Source organism: Paracoccus zeaxanthinifaciens ATCC 21588 (assembly GCF_000420145.1).
GTDB classification, from domain to species: domain Bacteria; phylum Pseudomonadota; class Alphaproteobacteria; order Rhodobacterales; family Rhodobacteraceae; genus Paracoccus; species Paracoccus zeaxanthinifaciens.
In genome coordinates, this window is sequence record NZ_ATUJ01000012.1 from 54,842 (window position 1) to 71,151 (window position 16,310).

18 protein-coding genes are annotated in these 16,310 nt (G+C 67.0%); 11 read left to right on the forward strand and 7 right to left on the reverse strand.

Annotated features, from left to right (window positions below; translation table 11 throughout):
* Positions 1-36: 36 nt before the first annotated feature.
* Positions 37-858 (reverse strand): 2,3,4,5-tetrahydropyridine-2,6-dicarboxylate N-succinyltransferase, encoded by an 822-nt coding sequence (gene dapD, locus F804_RS0111595; RefSeq protein WP_022707916.1) that lies wholly within the window; start codon positions 856-858, stop codon positions 37-39.
* Positions 859-976: 118 nt separating this feature from the next.
* Here dapD and F804_RS0111600 point away from each other — a divergent pair, with 118 nt between their 5' ends.
* Positions 977-1,798 (forward strand): LOG family protein, encoded by an 822-nt coding sequence (locus tag F804_RS0111600; protein WP_028725913.1) that lies wholly within the window; start codon positions 977-979, stop codon positions 1,796-1,798.
* Between the two features lie 46 nt (positions 1,799-1,844).
* Here F804_RS0111600 and rlmN read toward each other — a convergent pair whose 3' ends face one another.
* Positions 1,845-3,017: a dual-specificity RNA methyltransferase RlmN gene (gene rlmN / locus F804_RS0111605; protein ID WP_022707918.1), complete on the reverse strand. Its 1,173-nt coding sequence runs from the start codon at positions 3,015-3,017 to the stop codon at positions 1,845-1,847.
* A gap of 130 nt (positions 3,018-3,147) precedes the next feature.
* On the reverse strand, positions 3,148-3,669 hold the full coding sequence (locus F804_RS0111610; protein WP_022707919.1) for an invasion associated locus B family protein: 522 nt from the start codon (positions 3,667-3,669) through the stop codon (positions 3,148-3,150).
* Positions 3,670-3,822: 153 nt separating this feature from the next.
* Here F804_RS0111610 and F804_RS0111615 point away from each other — a divergent pair, with 153 nt between their 5' ends.
* Positions 3,823-4,809 (forward strand): asparaginase, encoded by a 987-nt coding sequence (locus tag F804_RS0111615; RefSeq protein ID WP_022707920.1) that lies wholly within the window; start codon positions 3,823-3,825, stop codon positions 4,807-4,809.
* 134 nt (positions 4,810-4,943) lie between these two features.
* Here the strand turns inward: F804_RS0111615 and F804_RS0111620 are convergent, their stop codons facing one another.
* Positions 4,944-5,702, reverse strand: coding sequence for a TSUP family transporter (locus F804_RS0111620; RefSeq protein WP_022707921.1), 759 nt, complete (start codon positions 5,700-5,702; stop codon positions 4,944-4,946).
* Between the two features lie 4 nt (positions 5,703-5,706).
* On the reverse strand, positions 5,707-6,585 hold the full coding sequence (gene serB / locus F804_RS0111625) for a phosphoserine phosphatase SerB (RefSeq protein ID WP_022707922.1): 879 nt from the start codon (positions 6,583-6,585) through the stop codon (positions 5,707-5,709).
* A gap of 131 nt (positions 6,586-6,716) precedes the next feature.
* Here serB and F804_RS0111630 point away from each other — a divergent pair, with 131 nt between their 5' ends.
* The 5 genes from F804_RS0111630 to hspQ all read left to right on the forward strand — a co-directional run bounded on the left by F804_RS0111630 (position 6,717) and on the right by hspQ (position 11,213).
* Entirely contained in the window at positions 6,717-7,862 is a 1,146-nt protein-coding gene (locus F804_RS0111630; RefSeq protein ID WP_022707923.1) for a phosphoserine transaminase, read from the forward strand.
* Between the two features lie 94 nt (positions 7,863-7,956).
* Complete coding sequence (gene serA / locus F804_RS0111635; RefSeq protein ID WP_022707924.1) at positions 7,957-9,546, forward strand: phosphoglycerate dehydrogenase; 1,590 nt, start codon at positions 7,957-7,959, stop codon at positions 9,544-9,546.
* A 69-nt stretch (positions 9,547-9,615) separates the two neighbouring features.
* The gene (locus tag F804_RS0111640) at positions 9,616-10,338 is read left to right on the forward strand and encodes a metallophosphoesterase (RefSeq protein ID WP_022707925.1); all 723 of its coding nucleotides are present in this window, start codon (positions 9,616-9,618) and stop codon (positions 10,336-10,338) included.
* Positions 10,335-10,793, forward strand: coding sequence for a CreA family protein (locus F804_RS0111645; protein ID WP_022707926.1), 459 nt, complete (start codon positions 10,335-10,337; stop codon positions 10,791-10,793). The genes F804_RS0111640 and F804_RS0111645 overlap by 4 nt, the downstream gene beginning before the upstream one ends.
* Before the next feature lie 72 nt (positions 10,794-10,865).
* Positions 10,866-11,213 carry a heat shock protein HspQ gene (gene hspQ / locus F804_RS0111650; protein ID WP_022707927.1) on the forward strand — a complete coding sequence of 116 codons (348 nt, stop codon included), beginning with the start codon at positions 10,866-10,868 and terminating at the stop codon, positions 11,211-11,213.
* On the opposite strand, the gene F804_RS0111655 is transcribed toward hspQ, so the two are convergent.
* The gene (locus F804_RS0111655) at positions 11,206-11,670 is read right to left on the reverse strand and encodes an ATP-binding protein (RefSeq protein WP_022707928.1); all 465 of its coding nucleotides are present in this window, start codon (positions 11,668-11,670) and stop codon (positions 11,206-11,208) included. The genes hspQ and F804_RS0111655 overlap by 8 nt on opposite strands.
* Before the next feature lie 30 nt (positions 11,671-11,700).
* The gene (locus F804_RS0111660; protein WP_022707929.1) at positions 11,701-12,009 is read right to left on the reverse strand and encodes an STAS domain-containing protein; all 309 of its coding nucleotides are present in this window, start codon (positions 12,007-12,009) and stop codon (positions 11,701-11,703) included.
* A gap of 278 nt (positions 12,010-12,287) precedes the next feature.
* Here F804_RS0111660 and F804_RS0111665 point away from each other — a divergent pair, with 278 nt between their 5' ends.
* The 4 genes from F804_RS0111665 (at position 12,288) to F804_RS0111680 (ending at position 16,291) form a co-directional block, all read left to right on the forward strand.
* Positions 12,288-13,697 (forward strand): circularly permuted type 2 ATP-grasp protein, encoded by a 1,410-nt coding sequence (locus tag F804_RS0111665; RefSeq protein WP_022707930.1) that lies wholly within the window; start codon positions 12,288-12,290, stop codon positions 13,695-13,697.
* Positions 13,698-13,711: 14 nt separating this feature from the next.
* Positions 13,712-14,668: an alpha-E domain-containing protein gene (locus F804_RS0111670; RefSeq protein ID WP_022707931.1), complete on the forward strand. Its 957-nt coding sequence runs from the start codon at positions 13,712-13,714 to the stop codon at positions 14,666-14,668.
* 5 nt (positions 14,669-14,673) lie between these two features.
* Positions 14,674-15,483, forward strand: coding sequence for a transglutaminase family protein (locus F804_RS0111675; RefSeq protein ID WP_022707932.1), 810 nt, complete (start codon positions 14,674-14,676; stop codon positions 15,481-15,483).
* 82 nt (positions 15,484-15,565) lie between these two features.
* Entirely contained in the window at positions 15,566-16,291 is a 726-nt protein-coding gene (locus F804_RS0111680) for a proteasome-type protease (protein ID WP_028725916.1), read from the forward strand.
* Positions 16,292-16,310 lie beyond the last annotated feature (19 nt).

The following is a 16,310-nucleotide window of genomic DNA, read 5'->3' on the forward strand; positions in this document are numbered from 1 at the left end:
GCAACGCATCGCGGGGGCCTGCGGTTCGCGCCGGGATCAGTCGCGCAGCAGCTCGTTGACCGAGGTCTTGGCGCGGGTCTTGGCATCCACCCGCTTCACGATCACCGCACAATACAGGTGCACGCCGTTCTTCGACGGCATCGAGCCCGAGACCACGACCGAGCCCGCGGGCACTTCGCCATACATGACCTCGCCCGTCTCGCGGTCCACGATCTTGGTCGACTGCCCGATATAGACGCCCATGCCCAGCACGGCACCCTCGCGGACGATCACGCCCTCGACCACCTCGGAACGCGCGCCGATGAAGCAGCCATCCTCGATGATGGTCGGACCCGCCTGCAGGGGTTCCAGCACACCGCCGATTCCGACGCCGCCCGACAGGTGGACGTTCTTGCCGATCTGCGCGCAGCTGCCGACGGTCGCCCAGGTATCGACCATCGTGCCCTCGCCCACATGGGCGCCCAGGTTCACGAAGGAGGGCATCAGCACGGCGCCCTTGCCTACGAAGGCGCTGCGGCGGACGATCGCGCCCGGAACCGCGCGGAAGCCCGCGTCCTTCCACTGGGCCTCGCCCCAGCCCGCGAATTTCGACGGCACCTTGTCCCACCAGTTGCTGCCCTGCGGGCCGCCCGACATCTCTTCCATGTCGTTCAGGCGGAAGGACAGCAGCACGGCCTTCTTGGCCCACTGGTTCACATGCCAGTCGTCGCCGCGCTTCTCGGCCACGCGCAGGCTGCCGTCGTCCAGCGCCGACAGGACCTCGGTCACGGCGTCGCGCACCTCTCCGGTGGTTGCGCTGGTGATGTCGGCGCGGGCTTCCCACGCGGCTTCGATGGCGTTTTCCAGTGCTTCGGTCATCGCGGCTCTCTCTTGTCGGTTGGGACGGAAACTGTCACCACTGGGCTATAAGGGTCACGCATGGCCCGCGCAATGCGCAGGGCATGCGCCGGAAGATACCGAGGCAGGAATGAACGACATGGCCGAAGAAGAACGCGCCCACAGCTTTACCCACAGCGACGAGGACGTCGTCCGCGCCAAGCGCATCCCGCAGACCGCGCAGACCCGCGCGCCCGCCTACAGGCTGGCCTTCACCGACGAGGATTTCCTGCTGCGCGAGGAGCTGCGCCCCGTGCGCCTGCAGCTGGAGCTGCTGAAGCCGCAGATGATCATGGACGAACGCGGCATCGAATCGACCGTGGTGATCTTCGGCGGCGCCCGCATCCCCGCGCCCGACCGCGCCGACGAGGCCCGCACGCCCACCCTGGGCGCGCTGTCGAAATATTACGACGAGGCCCGCATCTTCGCCCGCAAGATGACCGAGCGCAGCCTCGACAGCTATGGCCGTGAATACGTCGTCTGCACGGGCGGCGGCCCCGGCGTGATGGAGGCCGGGAACATGGGCGCCGACCAGGCAGGCGGCCAGTCCATCGGGCTGGGCATCGTGCTGCCCCATGAACAGGCGCCGAACGAATACGTGACGCCCGACCTGTGCTTCAACTTCCACTATTTCGCGATCCGGAAGATGCATTTCCTGATGCGCGCCCGCGCGGTCACCGTCTTCCCCGGCGGCTTCGGCACCATGGACGAGCTGTTCGAGACGCTGACCCTGGTGCAGACCCGGCGCATGGCCCGCGTACCCATCCTGCTGTTCGGCAAGGAGTTCTGGGAGGAGATCATCAACTGGAAGGCGCTGGCCAAGGCAGGCACCATCTCGGAGGAGGATCTGGACCTGATCCGCTATGTCGAGACCGCGGACGAGGCCATCGAGATCATCGACGGCTGGCCGAAACCCTGCTGATCGCGCAAATGCGAAGGGGCGCCGGATCGGCGCCCCTTTGTCGTTCTCAGCCCGCCGCCTCGGCGTCGATCTGGGCCTTGGACTTGCGGCCCCGCTCGGTCGCGGATTTCAGCTGGCCGCAGGCGGCCATGATATCCTCTCCGCGCGGGGTGCGGATGGGGCTGGCATAGCCCGCCTTGTAGACGATGTCGGCAAAGGCCTCGATCCGGTCCCAGCTGGAGCGGTCGTAGGGTGCGCCGGGCCAGGGGTTGAACGGGATCAGGTTGATCTTGGCCGGGATGCCGCGGATCAGCTTGACCAGCCGGCGCGCGTCCTCGTCGCTGTCGTTCACGCCGTCCAGCATCACGTATTCGAAGGTGATGCGTTCGCTGTTGGACAGGCGCGGATAGTCGCGCAGCGCATCCAGCAGCGTCTGGATGTTCCAGCGCTTGTTGATCGGGACCAGCTTGTTGCGCACCTCGTCGGTGGTGGCGTGGAAGCTGATGGCCAGCAGGCAGCCGATCTCTTCGGCGGTGCGGGCGATTTCCGGCACGACGCCGCTGGTGGACAGCGTGATGCGGCGGCGCGACAGCGACAGCCCCTCGCCGTCCATGACGACGCGCATGGCGTCGCGGACATTATCGAAATTGTACAGCGGCTCGCCCATGCCCATCAGGACGATGTTGCTGACGAGGCGCTGTTCGTCCTTGGGCTTGCCCTGTTCGGGCCATTCGCCCAGATCGTCGCGCACCAGCATCAGCTGGCCGACAATTTCCCCGGCGGTCAGGTTGCGGACCAGCTTCTGGGTGCCGGTGTGGCAGAAGGAACAGGTCAGCGTGCAGCCGACCTGGCTGCTGACGCACAGCGTGCCGCGGCCTTCCTCGGGGATGTAGACGGCCTCGACCTCGTGACCGCCGGCGATGCGCAGCAGGTACTTGCGCGTGCCGTCGGTGCTGATCTGGCGGGTCACGATCTCGGGCAGGGCGATCTCGAACCGCTCGGCCAGCATGGCGCGGTAGTCCTTGGCCAGGTTCGTCATCTGGGCGAAGTCGCGCACGCCCCAGTAATAGACCCACTGCCAGACCTGGCCCACGCGCATCTTGGCCTGCTTCTCGGGGGTGCCGGCCTCGATCAGCGCGTCGCGCAGCTGGTCGCGGGTCAGGCCGACGATGTTCGTCAATCCGCCTTCCGGCAGCTTGCGGGGAATGGTCAGCACGTCCTGCGTGATCGGAGCGTTCATGGGATCACCGGTAAGTTTGGCATGTGAATGGGGCGAAGACTGGCACATAAGCCAAAGAGGGGCGGAAATCAACCGATCCGCCCCATCCGGGATGCATAACAGCCTTGGCGTGGCCGAATGGCCGCGCGGCTTACTTGCAGCGTTCCTGCGCGGTGTTCGTCGCCGCGGTGATGCCCGACAGGCTGAACGTGTCCTTGGTCGTGGTGCCGCGCGCCGAACGCCCGGTCACGACCGCGGTCGCACCCGCACGCAGCGCGCCGACCAGCGCCTGGTCGTCCGAGGGGCTGCCGGTCCAGGCGCTCTCGCCTTCGGTGAACAGGTTGAACTTGCGACCGCCGATATCGACCTCGACCGTCGAATCGGGCGCGAAGGGATAACCGCCGGTAAAGGACACCTCGCCGGCCTGGCCCGGACGATACGCGACATAGAGCCGGATGTCCCCGCGCGTCACCTCGGCCGGCTGGCCGTCCTTGGTGTTCAGCGTGGATTTCGGGGGCGAAACCGCCCAGCATTCGCGCGGATTGTCCGCGGCGAAGACCGTCCAGTCGCCTTCCGTGGCGACCACATTCGTCGATTCCTGCGCCATCGCCGAACCCATCCCCGCGATCAGGATCAGGCTGGCGCCGATGCCGCGCAGCGTGGTGGTAAACATGCTCTGGCCTCCTGCCATTCGTTTCGCCGCTTCAACGGGCGTTGTTCCCGATTGGAGTGGTCTTTTCAACCATCTCCGATCAGGATAGCGAAAATCATGTGCCGATAAAGGCCATGCTTCCACATATCGCGCAATTGTCAGGGGGGACGGGGCATGCAACCAGCCGAAATGATAGAATTGTGGCGCGGCGACCTGTGCGAGAGCGTGCATCGCGGCCATGCCGTCATCTGCGACCGCCAGGGCGTGGTCGAGGCATGGGGCAACCCATCCGAGGTGATCCTGCCCCGATCGTCCTGCAAGATGATCCAGGCCCTGCCCCTGATCGAGAGCGGCGCCGCCGACGCCGCCGGCCTGACCGACCGGCAGCTGGCGCTGGCCTGCGCCAGCCATTCGGGCGCGGCGATGCATGTCGATGCGGTCGGCGACTGGCTGCACGGCCTCGGGATGGCCGAGGGCGACCTGCGCTGCGGCTGCCACCTGCCCCGCGACCGGGACGAACGCCACCGGCTGACCTGCGGCGGCCATGCGCCCTCGCAACTGCACAACAACTGCTCGGGCAAGCATGCGGGCTTTCTGACGCTGAACCGCCACCTGGGCGGCGACGCGGACTATACTTGCGTCGACCACCCCGTGCAGCAGGCCGTCCGGACCGCCTTCGAAGAGGTGACGGGCGAGGAAAGCCCGGGCTTCGGGATCGACGGCTGCTCGGCGCCGAACTGGGCCTGTTCGCTGACCGGGCTGGCGCGCGCGATGGCGCAGTTCGCCACCCCGCGCGACGATCTGCGGGGGCGTGCGATGGGCCGCCTGGTCGATGCGATGCGCACCCATCCCGAGATGGTAGCGGGCGAGGGGCGCGTCTGCACCGAACTGATGCGCGCGGGCCGCGGGCGCGTCGCCGCCAAGACCGGGGCCGAGGCCGTCTTCGTGGCGATCCTGCCGGACGAGGGGATGGGCCTTGCGCTGAAGATCACCGACGGTGCGACCCGCGCCTCCGAGGCCGCGATCACGGCGCTGGTGCGCTATCTGGGCGTGATCGACCGCAATGCGCCGGTCATCGGGCGCGTGTTGACCGATCCGATCGTGAACTGGCGCGGCATCGCGACGGGCGAGATGCGCCTTGCGCCCGGATTCCCGAACTGAGCTGCGACCCGCCCGCGAATCGTCACGTTACCGTGGCATTCCCGCGCTAGGCTGGGGCCACGGGATCGTCCCCCTAGTCCCGCGATGCGCGAAGGCCGGCGCCCCTTGGCAGAGCGGGCGTCGGCGACGCGGGCTCAGACCATCTGCCAGATCAGCCGGACCGCAAGGATGGACGAGGTCGCGACCAGCAGCGGCTTGATCAGCCGCGACCCGATCCGCGAGGCCAGCCGCGCACCCAGCATCGCACCCGCGATCTGCGCGGCCCCCATCGCAAGGCCAAGCAGCCACAGCGGCTTGCCCACCAGCGCAAAGGCAGCAAGCCCGCCCAGGTTCGACGCGAAGTTCAGCAGCTTGGTATGCGCCGTCGCCTTCAGCACGCCGTATCCGGCCAAGGTCACGAAGCCGATCATGTAGAACGCCCCCGCCCCCGGCCCGATCAGCCCGTCATAGAAGCCCACCAGCGGCACGATGGTCGCGGCGAACATCCCCGCCCCCATCCGGCGGATGCGGTCCAGGTCGTTCAGGCCGGGCTTGAGCGCGAAGAACAGCGCGATGCCGATCAGGATCACCGGCAGCAGCAGCCGCAGCCCGTCCGTCGGCACCGACGAGATCAGCGCCGCGCCCACGGCCCCCGCCACGCCCGCGATCGCCGCCTGCCGCCACTGGCTGCGCAGATCGACCAGACCGCGGCGGGCATAGCTGATGGCAGCGGTTCCCGCCCCGAACAGGCCCTGCACCTTGTTCGTGGCCAGCGCCTGCGCGGGCGGGATGCCCGCCAGCATCAGCGCGGGCACGGTGATCAACCCGCCGCCCCCCGCGATGCTGTCGATGAAGCCCGCCGCGAAACCCGCCGCCACCAGCAGCAGGAACAGATCGAATGTCAGGTCCAGCATGGGCTTATGCCGTCACGAAATCGGATGCGGCATAGCCTTGCAGATACAGAAGCGCGGTCAGGTCGCCGTGATTGATCCGCAGCTGCGCCTGCGCGGCGACGGCGGGCTTGGCGTGCAGCGCGACGCCCGCGCCCGCCATCTGGATCATCCCCAGATCGTTCGCCCCGTCGCCCACGGCCAGCACATCCTCGGGGGTCAGGCCCAGCCTTGCGGCGATCTCCTCCAGCGCCTCGACCTTGGCCTCGCGGCCCAGGACGGGCAGCGCGACATGGCCGGTCAGGACGCCATCCTCGGCCAACAGCGTGTTGGCGCGGTTCTCGTCGAAGCCCAGCTGCGCCGCGACCGATTCGGTAAAGGCCGTGAACCCGCCCGAGACCAGCGCCGCATAGGCCCCGTGGGCGCGCATGGTCGCCACCAGCACCTGCCCGCCGGGGGCCATGGTGATGCGGCTGGCCAGCACCTCCTGGATGGTGCCCTCGGGCAGGCCGGCCAGCAGGCCGACGCGCTCGACCAGCGCCTCGTGGAAGTTCAGCTCGCCGTTCATGGCGCGGGCGGTGATGTCGGCGACGCGTTCGCCGACGCCCGCGACATCGGCAAGCTCGTCGATGCATTCCTGCGCGATCATGGTCGAATCCATGTCCGCCAGCAGGATGCGCTTGCGGCGGCCCTGCGCGGGCTGGATCGCCAGGTCGATGCCGATCTGCTGCAGGTCCGACCAGACCCGGTCCAGGTCCGACGGCACGGTCGCCACGTCGAATTCCGCAGCGATTCCGGGGGCAAGCCAGCGCGGATCGCTGCCGTGCCACTGGGCGGCAAGCCCGCCGGGAAGATCCTGGTCCAGATTGGCCGCGGCAGGCGCGGCGATCAGCGAAACGGTGAACATGCGGGCGATCCTTTCCTGACTGCACATCGTCTAGGCCAAAGTTTTTTCTTGCGCCAGTGATGCCGTGGCCCTATTTCCGTCAGCGGGACACCCTTCCCCAACGAAGGGCTTCTAGCTGGAAGGCTAAGCACATGAGCGATCATCCGATCCCGGCCACGCGGCCGGCAAACCCGCGTTTCTCGTCCGGCCCCTGCGCCAAGATTCCCCAATACGATCTGAACATGCTGTCGGACGCGCCCCTTGGCCGTTCGCACCGTTCCGCCGTCGGCAAGTCCAAGCTGGCCGAGGCGATCGACCTGACCCGCAAGGTCCTGGGCGTCCCCGACGACTACCGCATCGGCATCGTCCCCGGTTCCGACACCGGCGCGGTCGAGATGGCGATGTGGACCATGCTGGGCGAACGCCCCGTGGAAATGCTGGCTTGGGAAAGCTTCGGCGAAGGCTGGGTCACCGACGCCGTCAAGCAGCTGAAGCTGGACGCCACCGTCCGCAAGGCCGATTACGGCCATATCGTCGACCTGGCCGAAGTCGATTTCGACCGCGACGTGGTCTTCACCTGGAACGGCACCACCAGCGGCGTGCGCGTGCCGAACGGCGATGCGATCCCGGCGGACCGCGCGGGCCTGACCATCTGCGACGCGACCAGCGCGGCCTTCGCGATGGAGTTGCCCTGGGACAAGCTGGACGTGACCACCTTCAGCTGGCAGAAGGTGCTGGGCGGCGAAGGCGCGCATGGCGTGCTGATCCTGTCGCCCCGCGCCGTCGAGCGTCTCGAATCCTATACCCCCGACCGTCCCCTGCCCAAGATCTTCCGCCTGACCAAGGGCGGCAAGCTGATCGAGGGCATCTTCAAGGGCGAGACGATCAACACCCCGTCCATGCTGGCGGTCGAGGATTACCTCGTGGCGCTGAAATGGGCCGAGGGCCTGGGCGGGCTGAAGGGCCTCGTGGCGCGTGCCGACGCGAATGCCAAGGCGGTCGCGGACTTCATCGCCGACAAGGACTGGATCGCGAACCTGGCCGCCGATCCCGCCACCGCATCGACGACCAGCGTCTGCGTGAAATTCACCGATCCGGCCATCAAGGACGGTGCGGCCTTCGCCAAGGCCGTCGCCAAGCGGCTGGAGAAGGAAGGCGTGGCGCTGGACGCCGGCGCCTATCGCGACGCGCCCGCGGGCCTGCGCATCTGGTGCGGATCGACGGTTGAAACCGCCGATGTCGCGGCGCTGATGCCCTGGGTCGAATGGGCCTATCGCGCCGAACTGGCCGCGCAATAAGCGGATTTCCGGGGGCCCCGCGCCCCCCGTTTCCCAAACGAACACAGCATCCGCGAGGCAGCTGCCCGGATGCCGCATGCAAAGGATGAACGCCATGCCGAAGGTTCTCGTGTCCGACAAGCTGTCGGAAACCGCCGTCCAGATCTTCCGCGATCGCGGGGTCGAGGTGGATTACCTGCCCGATCTGGGCAAGGACAAGGAAAAGCTGGCCGAGGTGATCGGCCAGTATGACGGCCTTGCCATCCGCTCGGCCACCAAGGTCACCGAGAAGCTGCTGGAGAACGCGACCAACCTGAAGGTCGTGGGCCGCGCGGGCATCGGTGTCGACAACGTGGACATCCCCGCCGCCAGCAAGAAGGGCGTCATCGTGATGAACACGCCCTTCGGCAACTCGATCACCACCGCCGAACACGCCATCGCGATGATGTTCGCGGTCGCCCGCCAGCTGCCCGAAGCCAGCGTCAGCACCCATGCCGGCAAGTGGGAAAAGAGCCGCTTCATGGGCGTCGAGCTGTTCAACAAGACGCTCGGCGTGATCGGGGCGGGCAATATCGGTTCGATCGTGATCGACCGCGCGCTCGGCCTGCACATGAAGGTCCTGGCCTTCGATCCCTTCCTGTCCGAGGAACGCGCCAAGGAACTGGGCGTCACCAAGGTCGAGCTGGACGAGCTGCTGGGCAAGGCCGATTTCATCACCTTCCACGTGCCGCTGACCGAGAAGACAAAGAACATCCTTTCGCGCGAGAACATCGCCAAGCTGAAGCCGGGCGTCCGCATCGTGAACTGCGCACGCGGCGGCCTGGTGGACGAGGACGCGCTGGCCGACGCCCTGAAGGAGGGCCGCGTCGCCGGTGCCGCCTTCGACGTCTTCGCCGTCGAGCCCGCGACCGAAAGCCCGCTGTTCAACCTGCCGAACGTCGTCGTGACCCCGCACCTGGGCGCCTCGACCACCGAGGCGCAGGAAAACGTGGCCCTTCAGGTCGCCGAGCAGATGTCGGACTATCTGCTGACGGGCGCCGTGCAGAACGCGCTGAACATGCCCTCGGTCACCGCCGAGGAAGCCGCCGTCATGGGCCCCTGGATCAAGCTGGCAGGCCACCTGGGCGCCTTCGTGGGCCAGATGACCGACGAGCCGATCAAGGCCGTGAACATCCTCTATGACGGTGTCGCGTCCGAGATGAACCTGAACGCGCTGAACGCGGCCGTGCTGTCGGGCGTGATGCAGGCGACGAACCCGGACGTGAACATGGTCTCGGCCCCGGTCATGGCCAAGGAACGCGGCGTGCAGGTCTCGACCACGACGCAGGGCAAGGGCGGCGTCTACGAGGGGTACGTGAAGGTGACCTGCGTCACCGCCACGCGCGAACGCTCGATCGCGGGCGCGGTCTTCAGCGACGGCAAGCCGCGCTTCATCCAGATCCGCGGCATCAACATCGACGCCGAGGTGGGCGCGCACATGCTGTACACCCGCAACAAGGACGTGCCGGGCGTCATCGGCGCACTGGGTTCGACCCTGGGCGGGCTGGGCGTCAACATCGCGAACTTCACCCTGGGCCGTGCGGATCAGGGCGGCGACGCCATCGCGATCCTGTACCTGGACGATGCCGTCAGCCCCGAGGTCCTGGCCGCGCTGGAAGGCACCGGCAAGTTCCTGCAGGCCCGCGCCCTGCAATTCGAGGTTTGACCTCGCTGCCGTGCCCCCCTACCCAAGGGGGGCGCGGCACGGCCCGCCGCGCCAAGGGCGGGGAATGCGATGCAAGTTTACGCGATTGGCGACATCCACGGACAGATCGACCTGCTGAGGGCCGCGCATGAGCGGATCTTCCGCGACGGCGGACAGGACGCGCTGATCGTCCATGTCGGCGACCTGATCGACCGCGGCCCGGATTCGCGCGGCGTGGTGGAACACCTGCTGCAAGGGCGCCGCGACGGCCGCAACTGGGTCGTCACCCGCGGCAATCACGACCGCTTCCTGCCGGCATTCCTGAACACCCCCGACTGGATCGACCCCGGCCTGTCCTCGGGGCAGCACTGGCTGGACCATGCGGGCCTGGGGGCGCGTGCGACGCTGGAATCCTATGGCGTCGATATCGACCGACCCCATCACCAGGTGCTGGACGACGCCCGCCGCACGGTGCCGCAGGCCCATTCGGATTTCCTGGCGACCCTGCCGCTGTGGTATCTGCACCCGCTGGCCCTGTTCGTCCATGCGGGCATCCGTCCCGGCGTGGGCCTGACCGACCAGCAGGAACACGACCTCGTCTGGATCCGGAAGGGCTTCCTGGAAAGCGAGGCCGATTTCGGCCCGCTGATCGTGCACGGGCACACCGCTCTGGACCGGCCCACCCGCTATCGCAACAGGCTGAACATCGACGGCGGGGCCGCCTACGGCCGCCCGCTGGCCACCGTCGCCATCGGTCCGGGCACGGTCGACCTGCTGACCGATCAGGGCCGCCAGCCGATGGAGATCGAATGATACGCCCCCTGATCCTGATCGCCGCCCTTCTGCCCCAGACCCTGATGGCCCGCGAAGTGGCCGAGGTCGGCGTGGACTGGGTCGGAAACGACATCGTCATCGAGGCGGTCGCCGATCCCGACATCCCGGGCGTCACCTGCCACCTGGCCTTCTTCAGCCGGTCGGTCATCGACCGCCTCAGCCAGGGGAACTGGTTCGAGGATCCGTCCAACAGCGCGATCGAATGTGCGCGCACCGGTCCGATCGACCTGACGGGGGTCGCGCTGGACGAGGATGGCGACGAGGTCTTCCGAGAGAGCAGGTCGCTGATCTTCAAGTCGCTGCGCGTGCGGCGGGTCTTCGACGCGGAATCGCGGGTGCTGATCTATCTGGCCCACGGGTCCGAACTGACCGAAGGCTCGGCCAAGATGTCCATCGCGACCGTCCCCCTGCTGCCCGAGGATCAGGCACCCTGAAGCCCGCGCGGTGGACAGTTCGCCCCGCGGCGGCTAGAAGGCGGGCTGTCTTTTCAAGTGCCGGGATTCGGGATGGAAGCGAAACACATGCCGCTGCAGGGTCGCATCGCGAAATACAGCCTGGGCCAGGTGGTGCGTCACCGCAACCGCCCCTTTCGCGGCGTGATCTTCGACGTGGACCCCGAATTCGCCAATACCGAGGAATGGTACGAATCCATCCCCGAGGATGCGCGTCCGGCCAAGGACCAGCCCTTCTACCATCTCTATGCCGAGACCGAGGCGACCTTCTATGTCGCCTATGTCTCGGAGCAGAACCTGGAGCTGGACCTGTCGGGCGAACCGCTGGAGCATCCCGAACTGGGCGAGATGTTCGACGAGTTCGAGAACGGCCGATACCACCTGGGCGTGCCGGTCAACTGACCGAGGCGAAGGGCACGCTGAAGGCCAGGTAGTTGCGGCTGCCTTCGCGGTAATAGCACAGCGCCTGCGTCAGATCCTGGATAAGGAACCAGCCGAACCCCCCTTCGGGCATGTCGGTCGCGCGCGGCAGGTTGCGCGGCGCAAGGCATTCGTCGGGCAACGACGCCCCGTCATCGGTCAGCGCACAGGCCAGCCCGCCCGCATGGCGCACCACGCACAGATGGATCACCGGTTGCCCATCCGCGGCCATGTCGGGGGCATGTTCGGCCACGTTATTCATCACCTCGGCCAGGACCAGTTCCAGCCGCCCCAGCGTATCCTCGGCCACCAGGTCGGCAAAGCGGCTGCGGATGTCCTGCAGCGTGCCGCGCACCGTTTCCGGGCTGGCACGCAGGACGCGGTTGAACATGGGCTGGCTGTCGGGGACGGGGCGCATGTCGGGTTCGGTCGAATTCATTTCCCTTGCTCCTTCTGAGCGGGCGGTCCGTCAGGCCGCGCGGATGTCGAACACGCTGTCCATGCGGGTCAGGCGGAACACCCTTTCGACATTCGGGGTCAGGGCCAGCAGCACCAGCGGCAGGCTTTCGGGCAGGCCCTTGCGCACGGCGATCATGGCGCCCAGGCCCGAACTGTCCATGAACTCGACCCGCGCCATGTCCAGGTGGACGGGCTTGCGGTTGCGGTTCACGATCTCGCGCAGCTTGTCCTTGAACTGGGTGGCGATGGCCGCGTCGATGCGCGGCTCGTTCACGCTGATATGGAGGTGGCTGTCCACATCCTCGACGATGAACTGCATGTGCGGGGCCTTTCCTTGATGGGTCGGGGGCAGCCTAGCCCGGATCGGGTTAAGCGCGGGTAACCGCCGGCCCACCCTTTGCCGCGCATTTTAACCATCCCGCCCGGTGCGATCGCTGCCCGTTCGATGGGCAGACCCCTTGAACGAAAGCGGGTTTTCTGCGCTGCATGGGGGTGATCTGCGGAACGGACAGGCATCCGGCGGGGTTCCCCTGTGGACTTCGCCGGGGGGCTTTCCGATCATCGATCGGCGGAAAGGCGCGAAAGACTGGGGGACAGATGAGCCATTACAACGAGATGTTCGAGGGCGACGCCGTCCGGGACCCCTATGCGCGGCTCAGCCAATGGGTCGCGACCATGCCCGACGATTTCCGCCAGATGAAGCAGGCCGAGGCCGAGGAGCTGTTCCGCCGCATCGGCATCACCTTCGCCGTCTATGGCGAAGGCGGCGACCCCGACCGCCTGATCCCCTTCGACATGATGCCCCGCGTCTTCGAACAGGCCGAGTGGCGCAAGCTGGAACGCGGCATCAAGCAGCGTGCCCGCGCGCTGAACGCCTTCCTGCGCGACGTCTATGGCCGAGGAGAGATCATCCGCGCGGGCCGCATCCCCGCGCGCCTCGTCTATCAGAACGAGGCCTACGAGAAGGCGGTCGTCGGTGTCGTGCCGCCGCGCGGCGTCTACAGCCACATCATCGGCGTGGACCTGGTGCGGACCGGCAAGGACGAGTTCTACGTGCTGGAGGACAATTGCCGCACGCCGTCCGGCGTCAGCTACATGCTGGAGAACCGCGAGATCATGATGCGCATGTTCCCGCAGCTGTTCCGCCACAACCGGATCGAGCCGGTGGACCAGTATCCCGCCCTGCTGCGCCGCACGCTGGAATCGGTCGCCCCGCCCAAATGCACCGACCGCCCGACCTGCGTGATCCTGACGCCCGGGCATTTCAACAGCGCATATTACGAACACAGCTTCCTTGCGAACCTGATGGGGGTCGAACTGGTCGAGGGGCAGGACCTCTTCGTGGATGGCGAATTCGTCTACATGCGCACGACGACCGGTCCGCGGCGCGTCGACGTGATCTATCGCCGGATCGACGATCCGTTCCTCGACCCTTTATGCTTCCGACCCGACAGCATGCTGGGGATCCCGGGGCTGATGGACGTCTATCGTTCGGGCGGGGTGTCGATCTGCTCGGCGCCCGGCGCGGGCGTGGCGGACGACAAGGCGATCTATACCTTCGTGCCCGAAATGGTCCGCTTCTACCTGGGAGAGGAGCCGATCCTGAACAACGTCCAGACCTGGACGCTGTGGAAGGACGACGACTACAGGTACGTGATGGAGAACCTGCCCGACCTGGTGGTCAAGGAGGTTCACGGATCGGGCGGATACGGCATGCTGGTCGGCCCGAAATCCACCAAGGAGGAGATCGAGCATTTCCGCCGCAAGATCGAGGCCAATCCCTCGAACTATATCGCGCAGCCGACCCTGTCGCTGTCCACCTGCCCCACCTTCGTCGAAGAAGGCATCGCGCCGCGTCACGTGGACCTGCGCCCCTATTGCCTGTGCGGCGACCGGATCGAGCTGGTGCCGGGCGGCCTGACCCGCGTGGCCCTGCGCGAGGGCAGCCTTGTCGTGAACTCGTCGCAGGGCGGGGGCGTCAAGGATACCTGGGTGCTGTCGGAATGAGGGGAAGATCGACCATGCTCAGCCGCACCGCATCGAACCTGTTCTGGATGGGTCGCCACCTGGAACGCGCCGAAACCGCCGCCCGCCTTCTGGACGTGGGCCAGCGCATCACGCTGCTGCCCAATACCGATGCGGGCTACCAGAACGAGTGGAACTCGCTTCTGCAGGCATCCGGCACATCGGCCGTCTTCGCCCAGAAATACGGCGAGGCCACGCAGGAGAAGATCGAGGAATTCATCTTCTTCGACCGCGACAACCCGTCATCCGTCGTCAGCTGCATCGAGAAGGCCCGCGAATCCGGCCGCATCGTGCGGACCGCGCTGACCAGCCAGGTCTGGGACGCGCTGAACGTGACCTATCAGGAACTGCGCCGGATCGAGCGGACCCCGCGAGAGAAGCTGGACACGGCCAAGCTGACCGATTTCACAACCGGCCACACCTCGACCGTGCGCGGCGCGATCAACGCGACGCAGCTGCGCAACGACGGCTGGCATTTCATGAATCTCGGTTACAGCCTGGAACGCGCGGATGCGACGGCGCGGCTGCTGGACGTGAAGTATTTCGTGCTGCTTCCACGGATCGAATTCGTCGGCTCGGGGCTGGACAGCTATCAGTGGCAGGTGATCCTGCGGGCGCTGTCGGCGCATCGGGCCTATCACTGGGCCTATGGCGGCGACATCACCGCCGGTCGCGTGGCCGATTTCCTGATCCTGAACGGCGAGAGCCCGCGCTCGCTCATCACCTCGCTCTACGAGGCGGTTTGGCACCTGGAAGGGCTGGCGCGCCGCTATGGTCCCGACGTGCCCGCGACCGCCCGCGACAAGGCGCGCGAGGTGCAGGAGGCGCTGCAGGAACGCGACATCGAGATGATCTTCGACGAGGGGCTGCACGAATTCCTCAGCTGGTTCATCGGAGAGCTGGCCGCCGTGTCGGCGCTGGTGCATCAGGACTTTCTGCTTGGGGGGGCCTGAAGGCCATGAAGCTGCGCATTTCGCACGAGACGACCTATCGCTATGACAGGCCCATCCGGAACCTGATCCAGAGCCTGCGCCTGACCCCTTCGATCTACGAGGGGCAGAAGGTGCTGCAATGGCAGATCGACCTGCCGGGCGGGGTGCGCGGCCCCGGCTTCCGCGACGGGGCGGGCGACTGGATCGAGGGCTGGACCCTGCGCGGTCCCACCGACGAGGTGACCGTCCGCATCGAGGGGCGCATCGACACCCGCGACACCGCCGGCGTCCTGCGCGGCCACCGGGAAATGATCCACCCGCTGGCCTACATGCGCGAGACGCAGGTGACGCGCGCCGATCCGGGCCTGCGCGAGCTGGCGGCATCGGTCACTCAGCAGGGCGACGTGCTGAACCTTGCCCACGCCCTGTCCCGCGCCGTCAGCGAGGCCATCACCTTCCGCCCCGGCGTCACCGAATCGCGCACCACCGCCGCCGAGGCCCTGGCCCTTGGCGAAGGCGTCTGCCAGGATCACACCCACGCCCTGATCGCCGTGGCCCGCACGCGCGACATCCCGGCACGTTACGTTTCGGGCTATCTGCATTCGACCATCGACGGCGAACCCCATGACGCGGCCCATGCCTGGGCCGAGCTGCATGTCGAGGGGCTGGGCTGGGTCGGCTTCGATGCCGCCAACAGCTGCTGCCCGGACGAACGCTATGTCCGGCTGGGCTCGGGGCTGAACGCATCCGATGCCGCGCCCATCCGGGGCATCGCGACGGGCGGCGGCGCCGAGGATCTGGATGTGCGCGTCCAGGTCGAGGAAATGGCCCAGTAACTGTCCGAAAGGCACGATTGCACAGCCCGTCGCATGGCCCTAGCTTGGCCGACGATCTGAAGATGCCGAAATGGAATTCCCGATGACCTATTGCGTCGGACTGAAACTGAACGAGGGGCTGGTCCTCCTGTCGGACACCCGCACCAATGCGGGGCTCGACAACATCTCGTGCTATCGCAAGATGTTCCTGTGGGAGGAGCCGGGCGAACGCGTGATCGCGATCATGACCGCCGGTTCGCTGTCGGTCACCCAGACGACCATCGCCCGCCTGGACGAGGCGATCGAGGACGATTTCGCGGACGAGACCACCTCGATCATGCGCGCGCCCAGCATGCTGCGCGTGGCCACGATCATCGGCGACACCCTGTCGCGCACCCGGCGAGAGATCGCGGACCAGCATCGCGACCTCAAGCAGCAGGCATCCGCCAGCATGATCGTCGCCGGCCAGCGCAAGGGCGGGGACATGCGCCTGTTCCTCATCTATCCCGAGGGGAACTTCATCGAGGCGACCGAGGACACGCCCTTCCTGCAGATCGGCGAACACAAATACGGCAAGCCCATCCTTGACCGCGTCGTCACCCCGGAAACCAGCCTGGCCGACGCGCAGAAGGCCGTGCTGCTGTCGATGGATTCGACGCTGCGGTCGAACCTGTCGGTGGGGATGCCGCTGGACCTGACGCTGATCCGCAAGGACGAATGCCGCATCGGCAGCCAGCGCCGCATCCAGGACGGCGATCCCGATTTCGCCGAGATGAGCGCGGCATGGTCCGCCGCCCTGCGCGACAGTTTCACCAAGGTCACGCTCTGACGCGTTGATGCCCCCTGCC